Genomic DNA, 18,164 nt, shown 5'->3' with positions numbered 1-18,164 from the left:
CCCAGCGAAGGTAGGGCTGGCTGTCCTCAGCCAGCCGCCGTCGAAGCCCATGATCCACTAGCAAGAAACAGCCTTCTAAACGGAAATAAGTTTTGCGAACCGCTATATCCCTTCCGCGTTGTGGGCGAAAGATGATCACAAGTATATCGCTCGCTCATCATTCCCACGCTCCCCAGTTCCTATCTTCCACGGAAGGAAGGCACCGCTCTCTAGTGATGCCCGGAAATCGTCGTGCTCCCCCGAATCCCCACACCGGGAACCACCCCTGGATTCGGCCCGCCAAAGAAAACCGGCGTATGGATGTTCGTATTCGTGTACCCCAGCGTAGGACTGTAGCTCACGTTAGGAAAACCGTAGAACGTATTGCCGTTTCCCTGCGGCACATAAACGCCGCCGGAGCCAGCGCCGATCGTGGTCCTGCTAGGACTCCATCCGCGTGAATGCCGCATTCCGTGCCCAGGGTAGCCCCCGCCATAATATCCCCCGATTTGGCCCAGCCCCAGCACCGGTGCCAGGCTCTGCATATACCCGCCATTCGGCTGCTGCACATACACCACTGGCCGTTGCGCTGCATACTTGGCCTGCGCGGCGATCATGGCCTCCGCCAGCTTGGTATTCCGTTCCTGCCGCGCCTGCTCGGCCTCCTTGCGTGCCTCGGCACGCTCTTTGTCATACGCATCCGCTTTGACGGCATCATAGCCCAAAGCATTGCGCATCCTTTCAGACAGATCCGAATACAGCACTTTCGCCACGCCCCTGCTGTGGGAAAACGACACACCGTCCGGCTCACGTTTCATGACCTTGCATCGCACATAAGTTTTCCCTTGAGCGGTTTCAATCGTCGTCGGTTCAGAGGCAGTCGCCGCAACCATGAGTCCCAATTGAAAAGTGATAATCAAAAGTGAGAACGTTTTCATATATTAATGGATTTGACTCCATAACGTCACTTTTACCAGCACTTATTGCTTCGCATGACCGAAGCACCCTCTCAAGGGTGGTGATGCATTCCACCAAACCCGCCCCCGCCAATCCGGATGCGGATGCCATTGCCGAGATTCCATTGGCCGCTGACCGTGGGGCGGTAGCCGCCTCCATAATAGCCCCCGTAGCTCGGGTAGCCGCCGTACGAATACCCTCCATAAACGGGGTAGCTCCCATACGAGCAGCCGCCATAAGGGTAGCCATAGCCGATCCCCGCAGAGTAGCCGCCCGAATAATACCCGCTGCCCGAGTAGCCAAACGGGTAGCCAAAGCCTGAGTAGCTGCCTCCACTGTAAGACCGGCCGCCCATGGCCGGACCGGTGATCGGGGTTCCCACCCACGAAGGGGGTTGCTTCTCTGCCACGGATGCTGACGCGGCATCAAGGCGGCTGGCGGTCGCCAGATAGCTGGCCTCGGCCATCCTCGCCTCCATCAGTCGTTCCTGCATCGCAATCTCCCGCAGCTTCTGTTGCTCCTGCTCGGCTTGACGGAGTGCTGCCTGTTGCTTTCGATAATCGGCCTCCGCCTTCGCGTCATACCGGAATTCACTGCGCAGGCTCTCAGGAAGCTCCGCAAAGGGGATTTTGGATGCCCCATTTCGGTGCGAAAAAGTCACCCCGTCCGGATAGACATGCACGACCTGACACTCGTAGAAGGACTTGCCTTTAACGGTCGTGATGGTGCCGTAGTTTTTCGGCGCAGCTCCGGCCGGAAGCACGCTGAGCAGCAGGGCGGCGAAGAGAACAGATCGTTTCATGAGTGACCTCCAATGGGTGATGTCCAAATAGACAACGAAAACAGGGCTCCCGTTGCATCTATCTTAAACGTCAAAACTCAAAAAACATTCAGCCGAGGCTCAAACCATCGGGCAGCTCAGCCAGAACGTCGTCGTGTTGTTCTCGGAGGCCACGCCCAGTTGCACGTTCATTTGATGGCTCAGCATCGCGGCAATCGTCAGCCCCAGGCCGAGGTGGTTGCTGTTCTTGGAACCATGGAACGGACGGAAAACCTCCTGAATCTTCTCCGGGGCGATCTGTGAGCCCGTGTTGCTCACCAGAATGTCCACCCTCCGCTGTTCAGCCGGCGTGATCGTGCCCGGCCCGCAAATCTTCAGCGCGCAGCGGCCACCACCCTTGGCAGCAGCTTCAGCCGCATTTTTCAGCAACTCCGTCAGGATGTCTTTGAACTTCGTCGGATCCACCAGGATCGGCGGCAGCCCAGCCTGCACATCCGCTTCCAGTTGCACTCCGCCCCTCTGAAACGGCTCCATCACCGCGCCTTCGATGACCGGCAGGTATTCATTCAAACCGAGTGACTGCGGCGTGATTTTCGCACAGCCACCCGCAGAGCGAATGCGCTCGCTCAGATTCGTCACACCCAGAGAAGCTTCGCGGATGTGCTGCATGTTTTCGCTCACGCCCGGATCAAGGTCGTCTGACATCAAAATCAGGCTGCTGAAACCCTGGATCACCGCCAGCAGATTGTTCAGCTTGTGCGTCAGTCCTCTCAGCAGTTCCTGGTGAAAGCCTTCGCTATGTTCTTGGCCGAGATTGAGGGTCGTAGGGAAATAAAACTGCATGACGAGAGTGTGCTTGGACACCGCAGTAATGCAGTCGGGCGGCAGCGGTGTAAATGCGAATTTGGCGACTTCTTCTGTGCTGTGTGACTAAAAACTGGCATCCGCAGCAGCATCACGCCAATGTCACACTCCATGGCTCTCCTCGAAGTACGACACCTCACCAAGCGCTGGCCCACCGGGCGGCTCGCGCTCGATGACGTCGGCTTCGAACTGCGGGAAGGGGAAATCCTCGGCCTCCTCGGTCACAACGGTGCCGGCAAGAGCACCATCATGGGCATCACCCTCGGCATGGTCCGGCCGGACGCCGGCGAGGTCCGCATCGGCGGCCGCAGCGTGCAGCAAAATCGCGGCGCAGCCCTCCAGCAGATCGGTGCCATCTACGAAGCCGCCGTGTTCTACGACTACCTCAGCGGCTGGCAAAACCTCCGCGCCCTCTGCTCCCTCTCCGGCTGGTGGGACGAAGCCGAAGTGAAGCGCGTCGTCCAGATGGTCAATCTCACCCGCGCCATCCAGCAAAAAACCTCCACCTACAGCCACGGCATGCGTCAGCGCCTCGCCCTCGCCCAGGCTCTCCTGCCACAGCCCAAAATCCTCCTCCTCGACGAACCCACCGACGGCCTCGACCCCGAAGGCATCCGCGAATTCCGCGAACTCATCCTCCATCTCCGCAAGCACCACGGCATGACCATCATGCTCAACTCCCACCTCCTCGGCGAAGTCGAGCAGATGTGCGACCGCTGCGTCATCCTCAAGGACGGCAAAAAAGTCTACGAAGGCCCCGTTCCCTCCCAGGAAAATTCCCGCCGCATGTTTCAGCTCGAAACCAGCGACCTCGGCCTCGCCCGCGAAGTGCTCGACCGCGTCGGCGCCAATATGGACAAACACGGCATCGTCGAAGTCCCCCCCACCATGGAGCCGCACGAACTCGTCGCCGCACTCGTGAACGGCAAAGTGCAGGTCAACACCTGGCAGGCGCATCGCCGCACCCTCGAAGACCTCTACATGGGCCTCTCCTCCCGGTCATGACCCTCTTCCTCCAGCAGTGGTATGGCGAGCTCCTGAAGCTCTTCGCACGCAAGCGCACCTACATCGGCTTCGGCGTCTTCTCCGTCCTGCAGGTCGTCATCCTCATCATGCTCAAGACCATGGGCTTTGAGAAATGGATGGCCAAGGTCATCGCCCCCCAGACCGAATCCTTCGAGTACTACATCTCCGGTCTCACCCTTGCCTTCATCGTCGTGAAGCTCGCCGTCTTCATTCTCGGCGGTATCTACCTCACCCTCGTCGCCGGAGACATCGTGGCCAAGGAGGCCGAGGATGGCCACCTTCGCCTCCTGCTCGCCCGTCCCGTTAGCCGCTTTCGGCTCCTGCTCCTAAAGTATCTCACCGCCAGCACTTACGCCGTGCTGCTCATCCTCTTTTTGTTTTTCGTCGCCTTCCTTCTCGGCATTGCCATGAAAGGCCTTGGCGGCGGCTTCTTCGCCTTTGCTCCGGAAATCAATGTCGTCGCCTTCTACGATTGGGGCCCCGGCATTCAGCGCTACATGCTCGCAGGTTTGATGCTCGGTCTCGGCATGACGACCATCAGCAGCATCGCCTTTTTCCTCTCCTGCTTCCCCATCAAACCCGCCGCCGCCACCATCGGCGCCCTCTCCTACGCCTTGGTGGACATGATCCTGCGCGAAAGCCGTTTCATGGAAAGCCACGAGTACCTTCTGCTCACCAAGCACATCGGCGTCTGGGCCCGTGTCGTCGCTGAAACCATCGACTGGCCCATCATCGCCAGAAGCTACGCAGTGCTTTTTGCCGTAAACGTTACGCTCTTTACCCTGGGCTACGCCGTATTTGAATCCAGAGACTTAAAATCATGAACGTCATCAACAACATCCGCCAGCTTCGTTCCTGGAGCACCATCAACAAAGGCGCGCGCTGCGTCTTTGTGCCCACCATGGGTGCTTTGCACGATGGCCATGCCGCGCTCATTCGCGCCGCTCGCGAGATCGCCGGCCCGAGCGGCAATGTCGCCGTCAGCATCTTCGTCAATCCCCTGCAGTTTGGCCCCGGCGAAGATTTCACCAAATACCCCCGCACCCTCATCGAAGACCTCAGCCTCTGCCGTGACAACGGCGCAGACATGATCTTCGCCCCGAAGGCCGAGGATCTTTATCCCCCGGATCGCAGCATTGTCCTGCACGAGACCAGCCTCTCGCAGTTGCACTGCGGTGCCAGCCGCCCCGGCCACTTCGAAGGCGTCTGCGCCATCGTCGCCAAATTGTTCAACCTCGTGCAGTGCGACGACGCCGTGTTCGGCAAAAAAGACTACCAGCAGTTCGCCATCATCCGCCGTCTCGTGCGCGATCTCGACTTCAACGTCGTGCTTCATGGCATCGAAACTGTGCGCGAGCCTGACGGTCTCGCCATGAGCAGCCGCAATCGCTACCTGACCCCCGAAGAACGTCTGGAGGCCCCCTCTCTCCGCACCGCCCTCCTCGCCGCACGTGACGCCTGGAAAAACGGCGCGCGTGACCCCGATGTCCTCCGCCGTCTCATCACCCAGATGATCCAGGAGAAGGCCCCCTCCAGCCGCATCGACTACGTCGCCGTCGCGGATGCCCACACCCTAGAGTCCGTCTCGGCCACCACCGAACTCGTCGTCATTGCCATCGCCGTCTTTTTCGGCACCACCCGTCTCATCGACAACATCGAGCTGAAGTAAGCAAAGAACCATTGAACAAGCCAGTGCACCTCAGCCCCATTCAGGAAAATCTCTGCTGCGTTCCCATCTCCCGAATAACTAAATCGCAGATGGGCTCTGAACCGATTCTGTAAAATCTCTGCGGCGTTCCAGCCTCTGCGGCGCAAATCTCCGGCCATTCCCGTTGCCAAAAAACAGCGTTCCCTTTTCGCACATCCTCAAATCAGATCCCCCTTCCGTGTATTCTGTGTATTCCGTGGTTCAAATCTCCGGTCTCCTCTGCTTTGCCAAAAACCAGCGCCCCATTCCCGAATGGCCCCCGCCGTTACCCTCCGTTCCACCATCTAGCAGCCTTGAGTTCAGGTGCTCTGCGGTGTAACTCACCATTTCCGTCAGGCGGGACATTCCAGTCCATCGCGCCTTAGTTCTCCATGTCCGAGCCCCTCTCCAGTCACAGCGCCGAAGGCTACGACCTCGAAGTCGTCCGCAGCGTCTGGAATCTCGCGCAGGTCATTCCCGGCAACGATCCCGAAGTCTGGCGCAAAGACGAATTCGGTGCCTGGATTCACCGCACCGACTACCGCAACCGCCATTCCGACTTCGGCTGGGAGATCGCCGACTACGGTTACAGCCGCCGCAGCATGGGCCTCGCCTCCCTCCGCCCCATGCAGTGGCTCAACTACCTCGACTTCATGGTCGCCGCCCGCAATCAAGCCGTCGTCACCGCCGACGGCCTCCGCAACGCCCGCCGCCTCCTCTGAGGTCGTAGCCCGGGATCAGACTCGTTCCCGCATATAGCGTTTGCCAAAACTGATTTCCGGAAAGCAGAGCATGGCGACGCGCGTCTGCCCAGCGCTGGTAGGGCTGGCTGTCCTCAGCCAGCCGCCGTCGAAGCCCATGATCTGCGATCAAGAAACAACCTGCTAAACGGAAATGGATTTTGCGTACCGCTATAACCATCAAAAGCACCCAAGGCACCTGCATACTGTGGGATGGGTGTGGCGACAGCCCGCCCGTCTCCGAGCGTGCGTTAAACACACCTCGCTCCAAGAGTCCCAATAAAGCCTCTCTGGGCCTTCTTCTCGGCACAATCACCGCCAATCCAGCGTGAAGTGGTCCGCACTCTCCGAGTGCGGTTTGTTCGTACTCCCCAACACGCCCGCTCGTTTCTGAGTGCGTAGTTAGGGGTTCGCTTCGCGGCTACGCGTCAGCCAGTCCGGCAGGAGCGCGGGTCTCCGAACCCGCAGCACCCCGCTCACACACCCTGCACCGCGACTCCTCCCCACCCTCCCAGTTCCATCATCTCCCCAGCGCACCGCAGTCCACAGCGTACGAAATGTAGTACCTGCTTCAGCAGGTTCCGGTCGCACCACCCAGCGCTCCCGCAATCCAAACCAGCCTCACGCTCAGTGTCCTCCCCGGCCCGCAGAACGAAGAAGCCCTCCGGCAGGAGCGCGGGTCTCCGAACCCGCAGCACCCCGCTCACACACCACGCACCGCGACTCCTCCCCCCACCCGATCCCATCAAGTCCGAAAGTCCACCCCCCGCACTTCGTTCATACAGAAGCATGCTTCGTCTCGCCCTCATCACGCTGCTCGCCACAGCCGCTGCCCACGCCGCACCCACCGACTTCTCCCGCGATGTCTACCCCGTCCTCCAGCGCGCCTGCTTCGAGTGCCACGGCCCTGAAAAACACAAAGGCGACCTCCGCCTCGATCACGCCTCACCCCAGCACCTCAAAATCGGCACCGATCTCCTCCGCCGCGTCGCCTTGCCCCAGGAAGACAAAGACGCCATGCCCAAACGCGGCGACCGCCTCACCGCCATCGAGATCGACCATCTCCGCGCCTGGATCAAAGCCGGTGCCCCATGGCCCGATAAACTCGAAACCCTCCAGCACTGGAGCTACCTCCCACCCCAGCGTCCGCCTTTGCCCACCGTAAAAAACCAAGCATGGCCCCAGAACGAAATCGACCATTTCATCCTCGCCAAACTCGAAGCATCTCAACTCACCCCATCCCCCTCAGCCACCCCCGAAATCCTCATCCGCCGCCTCTCCCTCGACCTCACCGGCCTTCCTCCCGCTCCCTCTGAAGTCGCCGCCTTCATCAAAGAGCACTCCCAGGATCCAGCCTCCAGCATCGAGCATCTATCCACCCGCCTCCTCGCTTCCAAACAATTCGGCGTCCGCTGGGCACGCCCTTGGCTCGATCTCGCCCGCTACGCCGACTCCCACGGCTTCCAGCGCGATGACCTCCGCGAAGTCTGGGCCTGGCGCGACTGGGTCGTAAACTCCCTCAATGCCAACATGCCCTTCGATCAGTTCACCCTCGAACAAATCGCCGGCGACCTCCTCCCCAACGCCACGCCCGAACAAATCATCGCCACCGGTTTTCACCGCTGCACCCCCACCAACGTCGAAGCCGGCACCGAGCCCGAGGAAAGCCGCATCAATCAAGTCATCGACCGCGTCAACACCACCGGCACCGTCTGGCTCGGCACCACGCTCGAGTGCGCCCAGTGCCACAATCACAAATACGACCCCATCAGCCAGCGCGACTACTACTCACTGCTAGCCTACTACAACAACACCGAGAAGGAAGCCGAGCGCACCAGCCCCACCACCCCCGGCTCCATTCAGTTCCAAGGCACCCCCTATAAAATCAGCGACCCCGGTGGCGATGCACAGAGAGCGCAGCTCGCCGCCCAAATGAAAACCCTCAATGCCCAGCTCGCGTCTCGTCAAAAACAGCTCGCCACAGCCGGTGCTCCGACGGCATCTCCCTCCGCCAAAATCGCATCATCCAGTGCCCTCAAAGCCCTCAAACCCACCGCCTTCATCACCGAGAGCGATGCCGAGTCCGAACTGCAGCCTGACGGCAGCGTCCTCCTCACCGGCCCGGCCCCCGACAAAGACACCTACACCTTCGAAGCCGAACTCACCGCCGGAGAGCTCAGCGGCCTCATGCTCGACACCCTCACCCACGCCTCCATTCCCGGCGATGGGCCGGGCAGGGGAGGGGTCAATCGTCCCAACTTCGTCCTCCACTCCTTCGACTGCACCCTCACCACCCCCGACGGCAAAACCCAGCCCCTGACCTTCAAGACCGCCTACGCCGACTACTCGCAAAAAGGTTACGAAGTCACCACCCTCGTCACCAAGACCGGCAAAAGCGGGTGGGCCATCGGCCAGCGTTTCCATGAACCCCACTGGGCCGCCTTTGAACTCAGTCAGCCCATGTCCGTCGCCGCCGGTACCAAGCTCAGCATTCACATGGCGCAAAATTTCGGCAACGCCCTCGTCATCGGCTGCCTGCGCATCTCCAGCATCACAGGCAATGTCGCCGCCTGCCTGCCCGATGTCCCAGAGCCCGCCCCCGTCGTCGCTCAAAAGGCGCGCAAAGGCAAAGCTCCTCCCTCACCCGTTTCCAAAGATCCCGCCCTCGCCAAACTCGAAAATCAAAAAGCCGCGCTGCAAAAGCAGATCACCGCCCTCGCCGCCCCCACCACCGAAATCATGCGCGAGCTCCCGCAGCCACGCATGAGCACCATTTTCAAACGCGGCGTTTACACTGATCCCGCTGACCCCGTCACCGCCGCAGTCCCAGCCATCTTCAACACCCCGCTCAAAGGCCCGCCCAACCGCCTCACCCTCGCCAAGTGGCTCGTCAGTCGTGAAAACCCCCTCGTCGCCCGCGTCACCGTCAACCGCTGGTGGGCCGAGTTGTTCGGTGCAGGCATCGTCAGCACACTCGAGGACTTCGGCATCAAAGGCGCGCCTCCAAGTCATCCCGAACTCCTCGACTGGCTCGCCACCGAGTTCGCGGACAACGGCTGGGACATGAAGCACCTCCTCAAAAAAATCGTCCTCAGCGCCGCCTACCAGCAAAGCTCCCGTGCTTCCACCGGCTTGGCCCTGCAAACCGATCCTGAAAACCACCTCCTCTGGCACGGCCCCCGTTTCCGCCTCGACGCCGAAACCATCCGCGACAACGCCCTGTCCATCGCCGGCCTCCTCAATCTCAAGCAAGGCGGCACGCCCATCCGCCCTCCACAGCCCGACGACCTCTGGAAGAAAGTCGGCGGCCAGCAGTACAACTACGTCGTCAGCCCAGGAGCCGAGCAGTACCGCCGTGGCCTCTACGTCGTGCTCAAGCGCGGCTCCCCCTATCCCAGCTTCATGAACTTCGACGCCAGCGCCCGCATGGCCTGCGTCGTGCGCCGCTCCCGCAGCAACACCCCCTTGCAGGCCCTCACCCTCCTCAACGACCCCGTTTACGTCGGAGCCACTCAGGCCTTCGCCAAACGCATCGTCGCCGAATCACCTAGCACAGACCTCGACTCCCGCCTCTACCACGCCTTCCGCCTCGCCCTCGCACGCTCCCCACAGCCACAGGAACTCGTCGTCCTCAAAACCCTCTGGGAAACCCAGTTCGAATCCGCCAAAGCAGACCCCAAAGCCACGCAACAACTCAGCACCGGCCTGGAACTGCCCCCCAATCTCTCCACCACCGAATTCGCCGCCTGGTACGCCGTAGCCAGCGCCATCCTCAACCTCGACGAATGCATCACCAAAGGCTGATGCGCCGCGCTCCGCGCTCCGCGCCGTAGGTTGGATGTGTTTGGCGTCCAGGTCAGTCTCGTGCTCCATCGCCTCTTCGCCAAACCGTCCGACCACCAGCGCGTTCGTATGTCCTCACCCAGTCGCGTGTAGAAAGCCCGTCCACCACAGCATGGCCTCGCCCCTCACTTGCAGCCTGCGCCCACTCCTCCACCCATAGGGCGTTTTGCAAAACTGATTTCCGAAATGCCGCGTCCTGCCGCTGCTCTAGGGCTGGTAGGGACGCGTTGCGCGCGTCCCTGTTTTCGGGTCTGTGACACCGCAGGCAATCCCAAAAAGGTGCGCCGTCCCTGCAGCCTTCTACAGCGCGATGGCTGCGAGATGGAAAAGGACACTGCGGGAGGAGAGGTGGAGCTCTCGGTGAGATGCGGAACGCAGGGCCGCGCGACGGCACTGGGACGAAGGATGACAGGGACGCACACAGCGCGTCCCTAACAGCCCTCAGGCATCATCGCCCTAAGTGAGACATAGGGCACCTCAGACTTGCCTTACCGGAAATCAGTTTTGCCAATGGCTAAAGGCATCGTGCGTTTGCGAAATCCCCCACCCGCTTCATTCCGCATCCAGGCGGCATTGCAAAGACGCCACATCCGCGTGCCATCATGCCCGGCGCCCCATAAACAGCAGCTTCCAAAGACCGCAGCAAAAACTCTTCAGACTCAAATCTCTGCGTCCGTTCATTATCTGCGGTTTCACTTCATTCACAGTCTCCCTGGGGCACCCACACCTTTCGCCAAAAATCGGCTGGTGTTGTGCATTCACCTTCGCGCCGAACAGCGCATGCCCATCGCTGGTAGGGCTGGCTGTCCTCAGCCCGCCGCCGTCGACCTGTCCTTCGTAGCTCGACGCAGGAGAGCGAAGAAGGAAGCCCACGATCTGCGATCAAGAAACAGCCCGCTAAACGAAATATGTGTTTTGGAAACCGCTTCACCTCCGCAGCTTCCAAAGACCGCAGCAAAAACTCTTCAGATTCAAATCTCTGCGTCCGTTCATTCTCTGCGGTTTCACTTCATTCACAGTCTCCCTGGGGCACCCACACCTTTCACCAAAAATCGCCTAGAGATGGCGTTGTTTGTGCGACTACTCTGCCGCCGCAATGCTCCCCAACTCACCCACATCCTGCCCGCACTGCTCCTCGGATGAGAAGCCGTCGGTTGCCGCTGTGAAGGAAGACCTGCCCCCAGCCCCTTACATCTGCCCCATGTGCGAGGGCGTTCGTTCTGACAAACCCGGTGCCTGCCCGATGTGCGGCATGGCTTTGGAAAAGAACCCTCTCGCGCACCGCAATGAGCCCGAATGCTGCGGCGACGGCGGTGACGATGAAGTGCGTGATCTCTGGTCCCGCGTGCGCTGGAGCACCGCCATGACCGCCCCCGTCGTCCTGCTTTCCATGGGCATGGACCTCCCGGTCATTCGCGACATCCCCCACGAAGCCTCCGGCTGGATGCAGATCGTCTGGGCCACGCCCGTCGTCTTCTGGGTCGGCTGGCCCTTGCTCGTGCGCTTCGCCAATTCACTGCGCACCCTGCGCTTCAACATGTTCACCCTCATCGGCCTCGGCGTGCTCGCCGCATGGCTGTACAGCATGGTCGCGCTCGTCGCTCCGCACTGGCTGCCCCACGCGGCCACGCGCCACGGCATGGTGCTCTACTTCGAAAGCGCTGCCGTCATCACCGTCCTCGTCCTCCTCGGCCAGCTCCTCGAACTCCGCGCCCGCAACGCCACCGGCTCCGCCATTCGCGCCTTGATGAACCTCGCGCCCAAAACCGCGCTGCTGATTCGCGATGGCGAAGAGATCGACACCCCGGTGGACGAAATCCAAATCGGCGACGTTCTCCGCATCAAACCCGGCGCACGCATTCCCGTCGATGGCAGCGTGACCGATGGCAGCTCGACCGTGGATGAATCCATGCTCACCGGCGAATCCATGCCGCAGAAAAAGGAAGCAAACGCAGCAGTGACAGGCGGCACAGTCAATGGCAGCGGCACCTTCCTCATGCGTGCCGAGCGCGTCGGCGCACACACCCTGCTAAGCCAGATCGTTGAAATGACCGCCAAGGCCCAGGCCAGTCGCGCCCCCGTGCAGCGTCTGGCAGATCGCGTCTCCGCCTGGTTCGTCCCCGCCGTCGTCGGCGTGGCACTACTGACCTTCCTGCTCTGGTGGCAGTTGGGCCCCCAGCCCTCCTTCGCCTTCGCCGTCGTCAATGCCGTCGCGGTCCTGATCATCGCCTGCCCCTGCGCACTCGGTCTCGCCACGCCCATGGCGGTCACTGTAGGCCTGGGGCGCGGCGCGCAGCTCGGCGTGCTCATCAAAAACGCCGAAACCCTCGAGCGCCTCCACGACATCGACATCGTGCTGCTCGACAAAACCGGCACCCTGACCGAGGGCAAACCTTCAGTAACCGAAATTTTCCCTCTGCCCGGTCTCTCCGCCCACGATCTCCTCGCCTGCGCCGCAGCAGTCGAAGCCTTGAGCGAGCACCCCCTCGCCACCGCCATCGTCAACGCCGCGAAGGAGCGCAACATACCCATCGCCGCCGTCACAGGTTTTCAGTCCATCACGGGCAGCGGCGTGCTGGCAAATGTCGGTGAAAGCGAGGTCTTCATCGGTCAGGAAGCGTTCTTGAAAAAGAACGGCGTCTTCATCAGCGCCGAGTGCCACGCCCACTCGATGAAACTGCAGGAGGAAGGCTGCACCGTCGTCGTCGTCGTGCTCAATGAAAAGCCCCTCGGCCTCATCGCCATCAAAGACAAAATCAAAGACTCCGCCCCGGCCGCCATAGCCACACTGCATGCGCTTGGTTTGAAATTACAGATGATCACCGGCGACTCTCTCGCCACCGCTCAGCGCGTCGCAAAAGATCTGAGCATCGAAGAAGTCGTCGCCGAAGTCTCCCCCAAGGAAAAACTCCTCCACGTCTATCAGGCCCGCGGCAAAGACCGCCACGTCGCCTTCGCTGGAGACGGCATCAACGACGCACCCGCCCTCGCCGCTGCCGATGTCGGCATCGCCATGGGCACCGGCACAGAAGTCGCGATCCAAAGCGCCTCCGTCACACTGATGAAAGGGGATCTCCGTTCCCTCCATCAAGCCTTCGCCCTCAGCCACGCCACCATGAAGATCATTCGTCAGAATCTCATGTTTGCCTTCCTATACAACGGCCTCGGCATCCCCCTCGCCGCCGGCATTTTGTATCCCTTCACCGGCTGGCTGCTCAATCCCATGATCGCCAGTGTCGCCATGTCCCTGAGCAGCGTCTCCGTAATTCTGAACAGCCTCCGCCTGCGGAGCTTCAAGTAAAAAGAAAGTACTCCAGAGCTTCAGCTCGTTCTGGAAAAGCGCCCGCAGGCCACGCCATGTCCAAAAGCCAAAAAGCGCCCAGCCAGAGCCGTCCCAGTGTCGCCATGTCCTTCTGCAGCGTCTCCGTAATTCTGAACAGCCTCCGCCTGCGGAGCTTCAAGTAAAAAGAAAGTACTCCAGAGCTTCAGCTCGTTCTGGAAAAACGCCCGCAGGCCACACCATGCCCAAAAAGCCAAAAAGCATCCAGCCAGAGCCGTCCCATCCTCGCTCCTGCGCCCAACCTTTTTGCCCCTCCCAGCTTACAAGGCTTGCCCGCACCCCGGTTCTCTGAAACATTGCCCTCGTATTTCCTTTTTCTACTGTGAATCCTGATCCGGCCAAGCCAGCACCACCATCCTCGGAAGACAAGGATGCGAAGTTCATGCCACCTCAAGAGCCGTCCACGGGCAATATCACGCTGGGCCCTGATGACATGACCATCGCCATCCCAAATCCAAGCCGCAACCTGCCGGCGGCGACGATGGGGGCGAAACAAAAGTTTTCACCGCCTTTGGATACCGGCAACATCACCCTCGGTCCGGAAGATCAGACCATCGCAATCAACACCGGCAGAGCAGCGACGCTTCCAGGCGCAGCCACGCTCCCCGGTGCCTCCACCATGCAGAGCCACGGCGGCCTGCCTGCCGCCACCGCCAGTTCCATGGCGTCAATGGGCAGCACGTCCAAGCCGCGCTCGCACATGGAGTCCCTCACCGGCAACGACGGCTGGATCGGCGATCGTTACCGCCTGCTCGACAAGCTCGGCGAAGGCGGCTTCGGCGTCGTTTATCGTGCCGAGCAGGTGAAGCCCATTCACCGCATCGTCGCCATCAAGATCGTCAAGGCCGGCGTCACCTCCTCAGACATCCTCGGTCGTTTCGCCATCGAGCAGCGCACGCTCGCCATCATGGAGCATCCCAACATCGCCCGCATTCTCGATGCGGGTGAAACAGACATCGGTGCGCCCTATTTCGTCATGGAGTTGGTGAAGGGCCGCTCCATCACCAGCTACTGCAAGCAGAACGCCCTCAATCTGCGCCAGCGCCTCGCACTCTTCATTCCCGTCTGCCGTGCCGTGAATCACGCCCATCAAAAGGGCATCATCCATCGCGACATCAAGCCCGGCAACATCATGGTCATGGACGAAGCCGGCAAGGCCGTCCCCAAAGTCATCGACTTCGGCATCGCCAAAGTCATGGAAGGCGAAGGCTCCGGCCACACCATCGCCACCGGCGTCGATCAACTCGTCGGCACCCCCGGCTACATCAGCCCCGAACAGATCGAAAACGGCAGCTCGTTTGTCGATACCCGCTCAGACGTCTATGCACTCGGCGGCGTCTTCTTCGAACTGCTCTGCGGTCGCCCGCTCATCACCCCGGCTGATGTCGCCGCCAAGCCCATCCACGTCCTCCTCCGCGATCTCGCAGAGAAAGATCCTCCCAAGCCCTCCACCATCGAGCCCAGCGTGCAGGGCGATCTCGACTGGATCGCCCTCAAGGCCCTCGAACGTGACCCCGCCCGCCGCTACGGCAGCGCCGACGATCTCGCCGACGACATCACCCGCTACCTCAGCTTCGAGCCCATCACCGCCCGTCCGCCCAGCCGCCGGTATCTCATCACCAAGTTCGTGCGCCGCCATCGCGTCAGCGTCGCCGCCGCCGTCGCCATCTCTCTCGCCGTCCTCATCGGCGGCATCACCAGCACCGCCCTGTACTTCAAAGCCGAGCGCAACCGCGTCGAAGCCGAACTCGGTCGCGAAAACCTCAAAAAATCCTTCAGCCGCTCCGACGAGCAGATGGCCCGTCAGTTCACCGAGCGCGGTCAGTACAACGACGCCGTCGCCTATCTCGCACGCTCCCTGCGCACCGACCCCGCCAACGAACTCTCCTCCACCAATCTCCTCTCCCTCCTCGCCAACGTTCACCTCATTCGTCCAGACACCGCCCCGCTAGCGCTGCCAGAAGGCGCGGCAGACGCCTCCAAAGTCGCCGTCAGTCGCGTAGCTGGCAAAGTGGTCGCAGCCTCCTTCATCAAGCCCAAGACCAAGACCGCGCCCGGCACACCACCCGCTCCCCGCCGTTCCGTCATCTCCGTCTGGGACATGAAAACCGGCGAGCGCACCGACCACCCCGTCCCGCCCGGCATGCAGATCACCTGCCTCGACATCACTCCCGACGGCGAGCACGCCGTCGTCGCACGCGATGACGGCAACGTCGAACTCTGGACGCTCAGCGACGGCAAGCGCCGCAATCTCCAGCCCCGCATGCCGAGCATCGTCACCTGCATCGCCTTCTCCGGCAACGGCACCAAGCTCCTCGCCGGCAGCGAAGTCGATGCCACTGACATGGGTGCCATCCATCTCTGGGACCTCCGCAAGCCCCAGGAACCCGCCGTCGTCATGAAGCAAAAAGGCGTCGTCGGCGAGATCGCCGTTGACTACGACGGCGTCTTCGCCGCCTCCATTTTCAGCGGCGATCCCGTCGATCCCCAAGGCGCCGACGGTGCCGCCACCACCTGGGATCTCCGCCTCGGTCAGGCCGTCGGGGCCCCCATCGAAGTGGACAAAGGACTTCTCCACGTCGCCATCGAGCCCGTCCATGAGCTCATCGCCCTCGGCATGAACAAAGGCGAAGTCTTCGTCGGCAACTTCCGCACAGAGGAGATGCTCACACCCCTCATGCATCCGTCCTCAGTGACTTCGCTCGCCTTCAGCGCTGATGGCAGCTCCCTCGTCGTCGGTGACGGCGGCGGTTACGTACACATCTGGAATCACATCAGCGGTCAGCTTCGTTTTCCCACCCGCAAGCACGACGGCGAAATCCTCAAGTCCATGCCCGCCGCGGACACCAGCCTCATTACCACCGTCTCCAGACATGGCGATGTCAGCGTGTTCGACATTCAAACCGGTGCCCTCCTTTCCTCCCACGTCGAATATGCCGTCAAGGATGCCAAATTCACCCGCGACGGCTCCCTCCTCGTCCTCGCTCCCAGTGGAAATCCCTTCGTGCAGGTCTGGGACATCCATGAGCGCATGTCCCAGCGCAAATTCGTCGATGTCCTCGACAAAAACCTCATCACCCGCATCAAAGGCCCGGACAATTCTCCCGAGCAGCTCCGCTTCTCCGAAGCCGGCGGCGCCAATCGCAAAAAGACCATGTACGCCGCCGCAGATCCAGACGGCACCGTCTTCATTTACGACGCCAAGACCCTCAAGCCCATCGGCAAACCCTTCCATCATCCCCCCGCAGTCGGTGCCGTCACTCTGACCCAGGATGAAAAACTCCTCATCACCTCCGGCCGCGATCGCGCCGTGCGCGTCTGGGACATCGCCACCCGCGAAAACATCGTCACCATCAAGCACCGCTCCTACGTCCCCGTCATCGCCCTCAGCCCCGATGACCAGCGCCTCGTCACCGTCACCGATGAAGGCGAACTCCGCGTCTGGCAGCTCCGCACCGGAGACGCCCTCACCCCCGGCATCCGCGACACCCCGCGCAGCAGTAGCGATGAAGACGGCATCGTCGTCGCCCGCGTTTCCGACGACAGCAGCAGCGTCCTCTTTCGCATCGCCGGCCACGGCTTCTTCAGCGCCGCCATGCCCCCCAAAGGCACCCCCTTGCCCGAGTGGTTCCTCAAGCTCGCAGAAGGCCTAGCCCGCCTCCATCTCAATCCCGCCGGCAACATCGAAGAGCTCTCCCTCGCCGACTACGAAGCCGCCGTCGCAGCCATTCCCAAAAAGCCCGCCAAAGGCGAAGAAACCGCCGTCACCTGGGCCCGCTGGCTCCTCGCCACCGCCGCCTCCCGCCCCCTCTCCCCCTCCGAGCGCCAGCCCTTCGACGAATACCTCACCTCCCTCAAGCAGCAAGGCTCCCCCGCCGCCGCCCGCGAGCTCCTCCGCTACCGCCCCAAAGACCGCGACGCCGCCGAACGCGCCAAGCTCCTCGTCCCCGCCCTCCCGAAATAGAGCAGCAGTAGTAGCCATCTCGCTCCGTCGAGATGAGCCCAGCGCCACACACTTCCACGCCTCCCCGTAAGATGGGTGTGGCGACAGCCCGCCCGTCTCCGAGCGCACGGCAAACACCTGCCGCCCCAAGAGTCCAAATAGGGCTCTACACGCTCTCTCCTCCGCCTCTGCTTCGGCCAAGTACGATAGGCACTCCTGCCTGTCGGCCAGCGCACCCGCCACCTCCCACGCCAGCGCCCTACCCAGCCCCCAGGAGAAGGTAGCATTCCGCCATCCCCCTCCGTTTTTGATCCTCTTTTTTGCGTTTTTTTGCGGCCACCATTCCCCCTCTTAACTCACCTCACCCCGCAATCACCGCCGCCCGCGCATTCTCCTCCGCCCTTCTCTGGCCGTAGGATGGGTGTGGCGACAGCCCGCCCGTCTCCGAGCGCGCATCATACACCCGCCGCCCCAAGAGTCCAAATAGGGCTCTACACGCTCTCCCTTCCCCCGCGCTCACCCCGCAATCACCGCCGCCCGCGCATTCTCCTCCGCCCCCGTCTTCTGCAGGTAGTAGTCATAGTCCCCCGCATACGCCGTCACCCTGCCATCCACAATGTGCAGCACCTTCGTCCCCAGCATGCGGATAAAATGCACGTCATGGCTGATGAACACCAGCGTCCCCTCAAACTTCTGCAGCGCCAGGATCAGCCCCTCAATCGCCCAGATATCCAGATGCGTCGTCGGCTCGTCCATCAGCAGCAAGTTCGGCGGATCCACCAAGAACTTCACCAGATTCACCCGGCTCTTCTCCCCACCGCTCAGCACCCGGCACTTCTTGTGCACATCCTCACGCTTGAACAGGAACGACCCCAAGATGCTCCGCGCCTCATCCTCACGCAGCTCCGGCGCCACACGCTTCAGCTCCTCCAGCACACTGCAGTCCGGGTCCAAAGTATCCGCCCGATGCTGCGAAAAATACCCCAGCTTCACATTCGTCCCCA

The 18,164-nt window shown here is 61.5% G+C and carries 12 protein-coding genes; 7 read left to right on the top strand and 5 right to left on the bottom strand.

The genetic code is table 11. The features are described from left to right. Positions 1–209: 209 nt before the first annotated feature. From PSV43_RS20205 to PSV43_RS20195, 3 genes are all read right to left on the bottom strand, one after another. On the bottom strand, positions 210–797 hold the full coding sequence (locus PSV43_RS20205) for a hypothetical protein (protein ID WP_300201805.1): 588 nt from the start codon (positions 795–797) through the stop codon (positions 210–212). A gap of 191 nt (positions 798–988) precedes the next feature. Beyond that, on the bottom strand, positions 989–1,738 hold the full coding sequence (locus PSV43_RS20200; RefSeq protein WP_300201802.1) for a hypothetical protein: 750 nt from the start codon (positions 1,736–1,738) through the stop codon (positions 989–991). Positions 1,739–1,837: 99 nt separating this feature from the next. After that, positions 1,838–2,560, bottom strand: coding sequence for a HAMP domain-containing sensor histidine kinase (locus PSV43_RS20195; protein WP_300201800.1), 723 nt, complete (start codon positions 2,558–2,560; stop codon positions 1,838–1,840). A 132-nt stretch (positions 2,561–2,692) separates the two neighbouring features. Between PSV43_RS20195 and PSV43_RS20190 the strand changes: the two genes are divergently transcribed. From PSV43_RS20190 to PSV43_RS20165, 6 genes are all read left to right on the top strand, one after another. Then, positions 2,693–3,586: an ABC transporter ATP-binding protein gene (locus PSV43_RS20190; RefSeq protein WP_300201798.1), complete on the top strand. Its 894-nt coding sequence runs from the start codon at positions 2,693–2,695 to the stop codon at positions 3,584–3,586. After that, positions 3,583–4,431: an ABC transporter permease subunit gene (locus PSV43_RS20185; protein WP_300201795.1), complete on the top strand. Its 849-nt coding sequence runs from the start codon at positions 3,583–3,585 to the stop codon at positions 4,429–4,431. The genes PSV43_RS20190 and PSV43_RS20185 overlap by 4 nt, the downstream gene beginning before the upstream one ends. Beyond that, the gene (gene panC / locus PSV43_RS20180; RefSeq protein WP_300201793.1) at positions 4,428–5,276 is read left to right on the top strand and encodes a pantoate--beta-alanine ligase; all 849 of its coding nucleotides are present in this window, start codon (positions 4,428–4,430) and stop codon (positions 5,274–5,276) included. The genes PSV43_RS20185 and panC overlap by 4 nt, the downstream gene beginning before the upstream one ends. 410 nt (positions 5,277–5,686) lie before the next feature. Then, positions 5,687–6,016, top strand: coding sequence for a hypothetical protein (locus tag PSV43_RS20175; protein WP_300201790.1), 330 nt, complete (start codon positions 5,687–5,689; stop codon positions 6,014–6,016). Between the two features lie 807 nt (positions 6,017–6,823). Next, complete coding sequence (locus tag PSV43_RS20170) at positions 6,824–9,838, top strand: DUF1553 domain-containing protein (protein ID WP_300201787.1); 3,015 nt, start codon at positions 6,824–6,826, stop codon at positions 9,836–9,838. A gap of 1,135 nt (positions 9,839–10,973) precedes the next feature. Further along, entirely contained in the window at positions 10,974–13,178 is a 2,205-nt protein-coding gene (locus PSV43_RS20165; RefSeq protein ID WP_300201784.1) for a copper-translocating P-type ATPase, read from the top strand. A 156-nt stretch (positions 13,179–13,334) separates the two neighbouring features. Here the strand turns inward: PSV43_RS20165 and PSV43_RS20160 are convergent, their stop codons facing one another. Further along, positions 13,335–13,601, bottom strand: a complete 267-nt coding sequence (locus tag PSV43_RS20160) for a hypothetical protein (protein WP_300201781.1) — start codon at positions 13,599–13,601, stop codon at positions 13,335–13,337. Between PSV43_RS20160 and PSV43_RS20155 the strand changes: the two genes are divergently transcribed. Beyond that, positions 13,600–17,181 (top strand): WD40 repeat domain-containing serine/threonine-protein kinase, encoded by a 3,582-nt coding sequence (locus PSV43_RS20155; RefSeq protein WP_300201778.1) that lies wholly within the window; start codon positions 13,600–13,602, stop codon positions 17,179–17,181. The genes PSV43_RS20160 and PSV43_RS20155 overlap by 2 nt on opposite strands. Positions 17,182–17,676: 495 nt before the next feature. Here PSV43_RS20155 and PSV43_RS20150 read toward each other — a convergent pair. Further along, positions 17,677–18,164: ATP-binding cassette domain-containing protein (locus tag PSV43_RS20150; protein WP_300201776.1), on the bottom strand; the 488-nt coding region annotated here is incomplete at its 5' end.

Origin of the sequence: Prosthecobacter sp., from assembly GCF_029946185.1 — a bacterium.
In the GTDB taxonomy this organism is placed as follows: domain Bacteria; phylum Verrucomicrobiota; class Verrucomicrobiia; order Verrucomicrobiales; family Verrucomicrobiaceae; genus Prosthecobacter.
The sequence above is the reverse complement of the archived record's forward strand: the minus strand, read 5'-3'. Positions and strand labels throughout refer to the sequence as shown.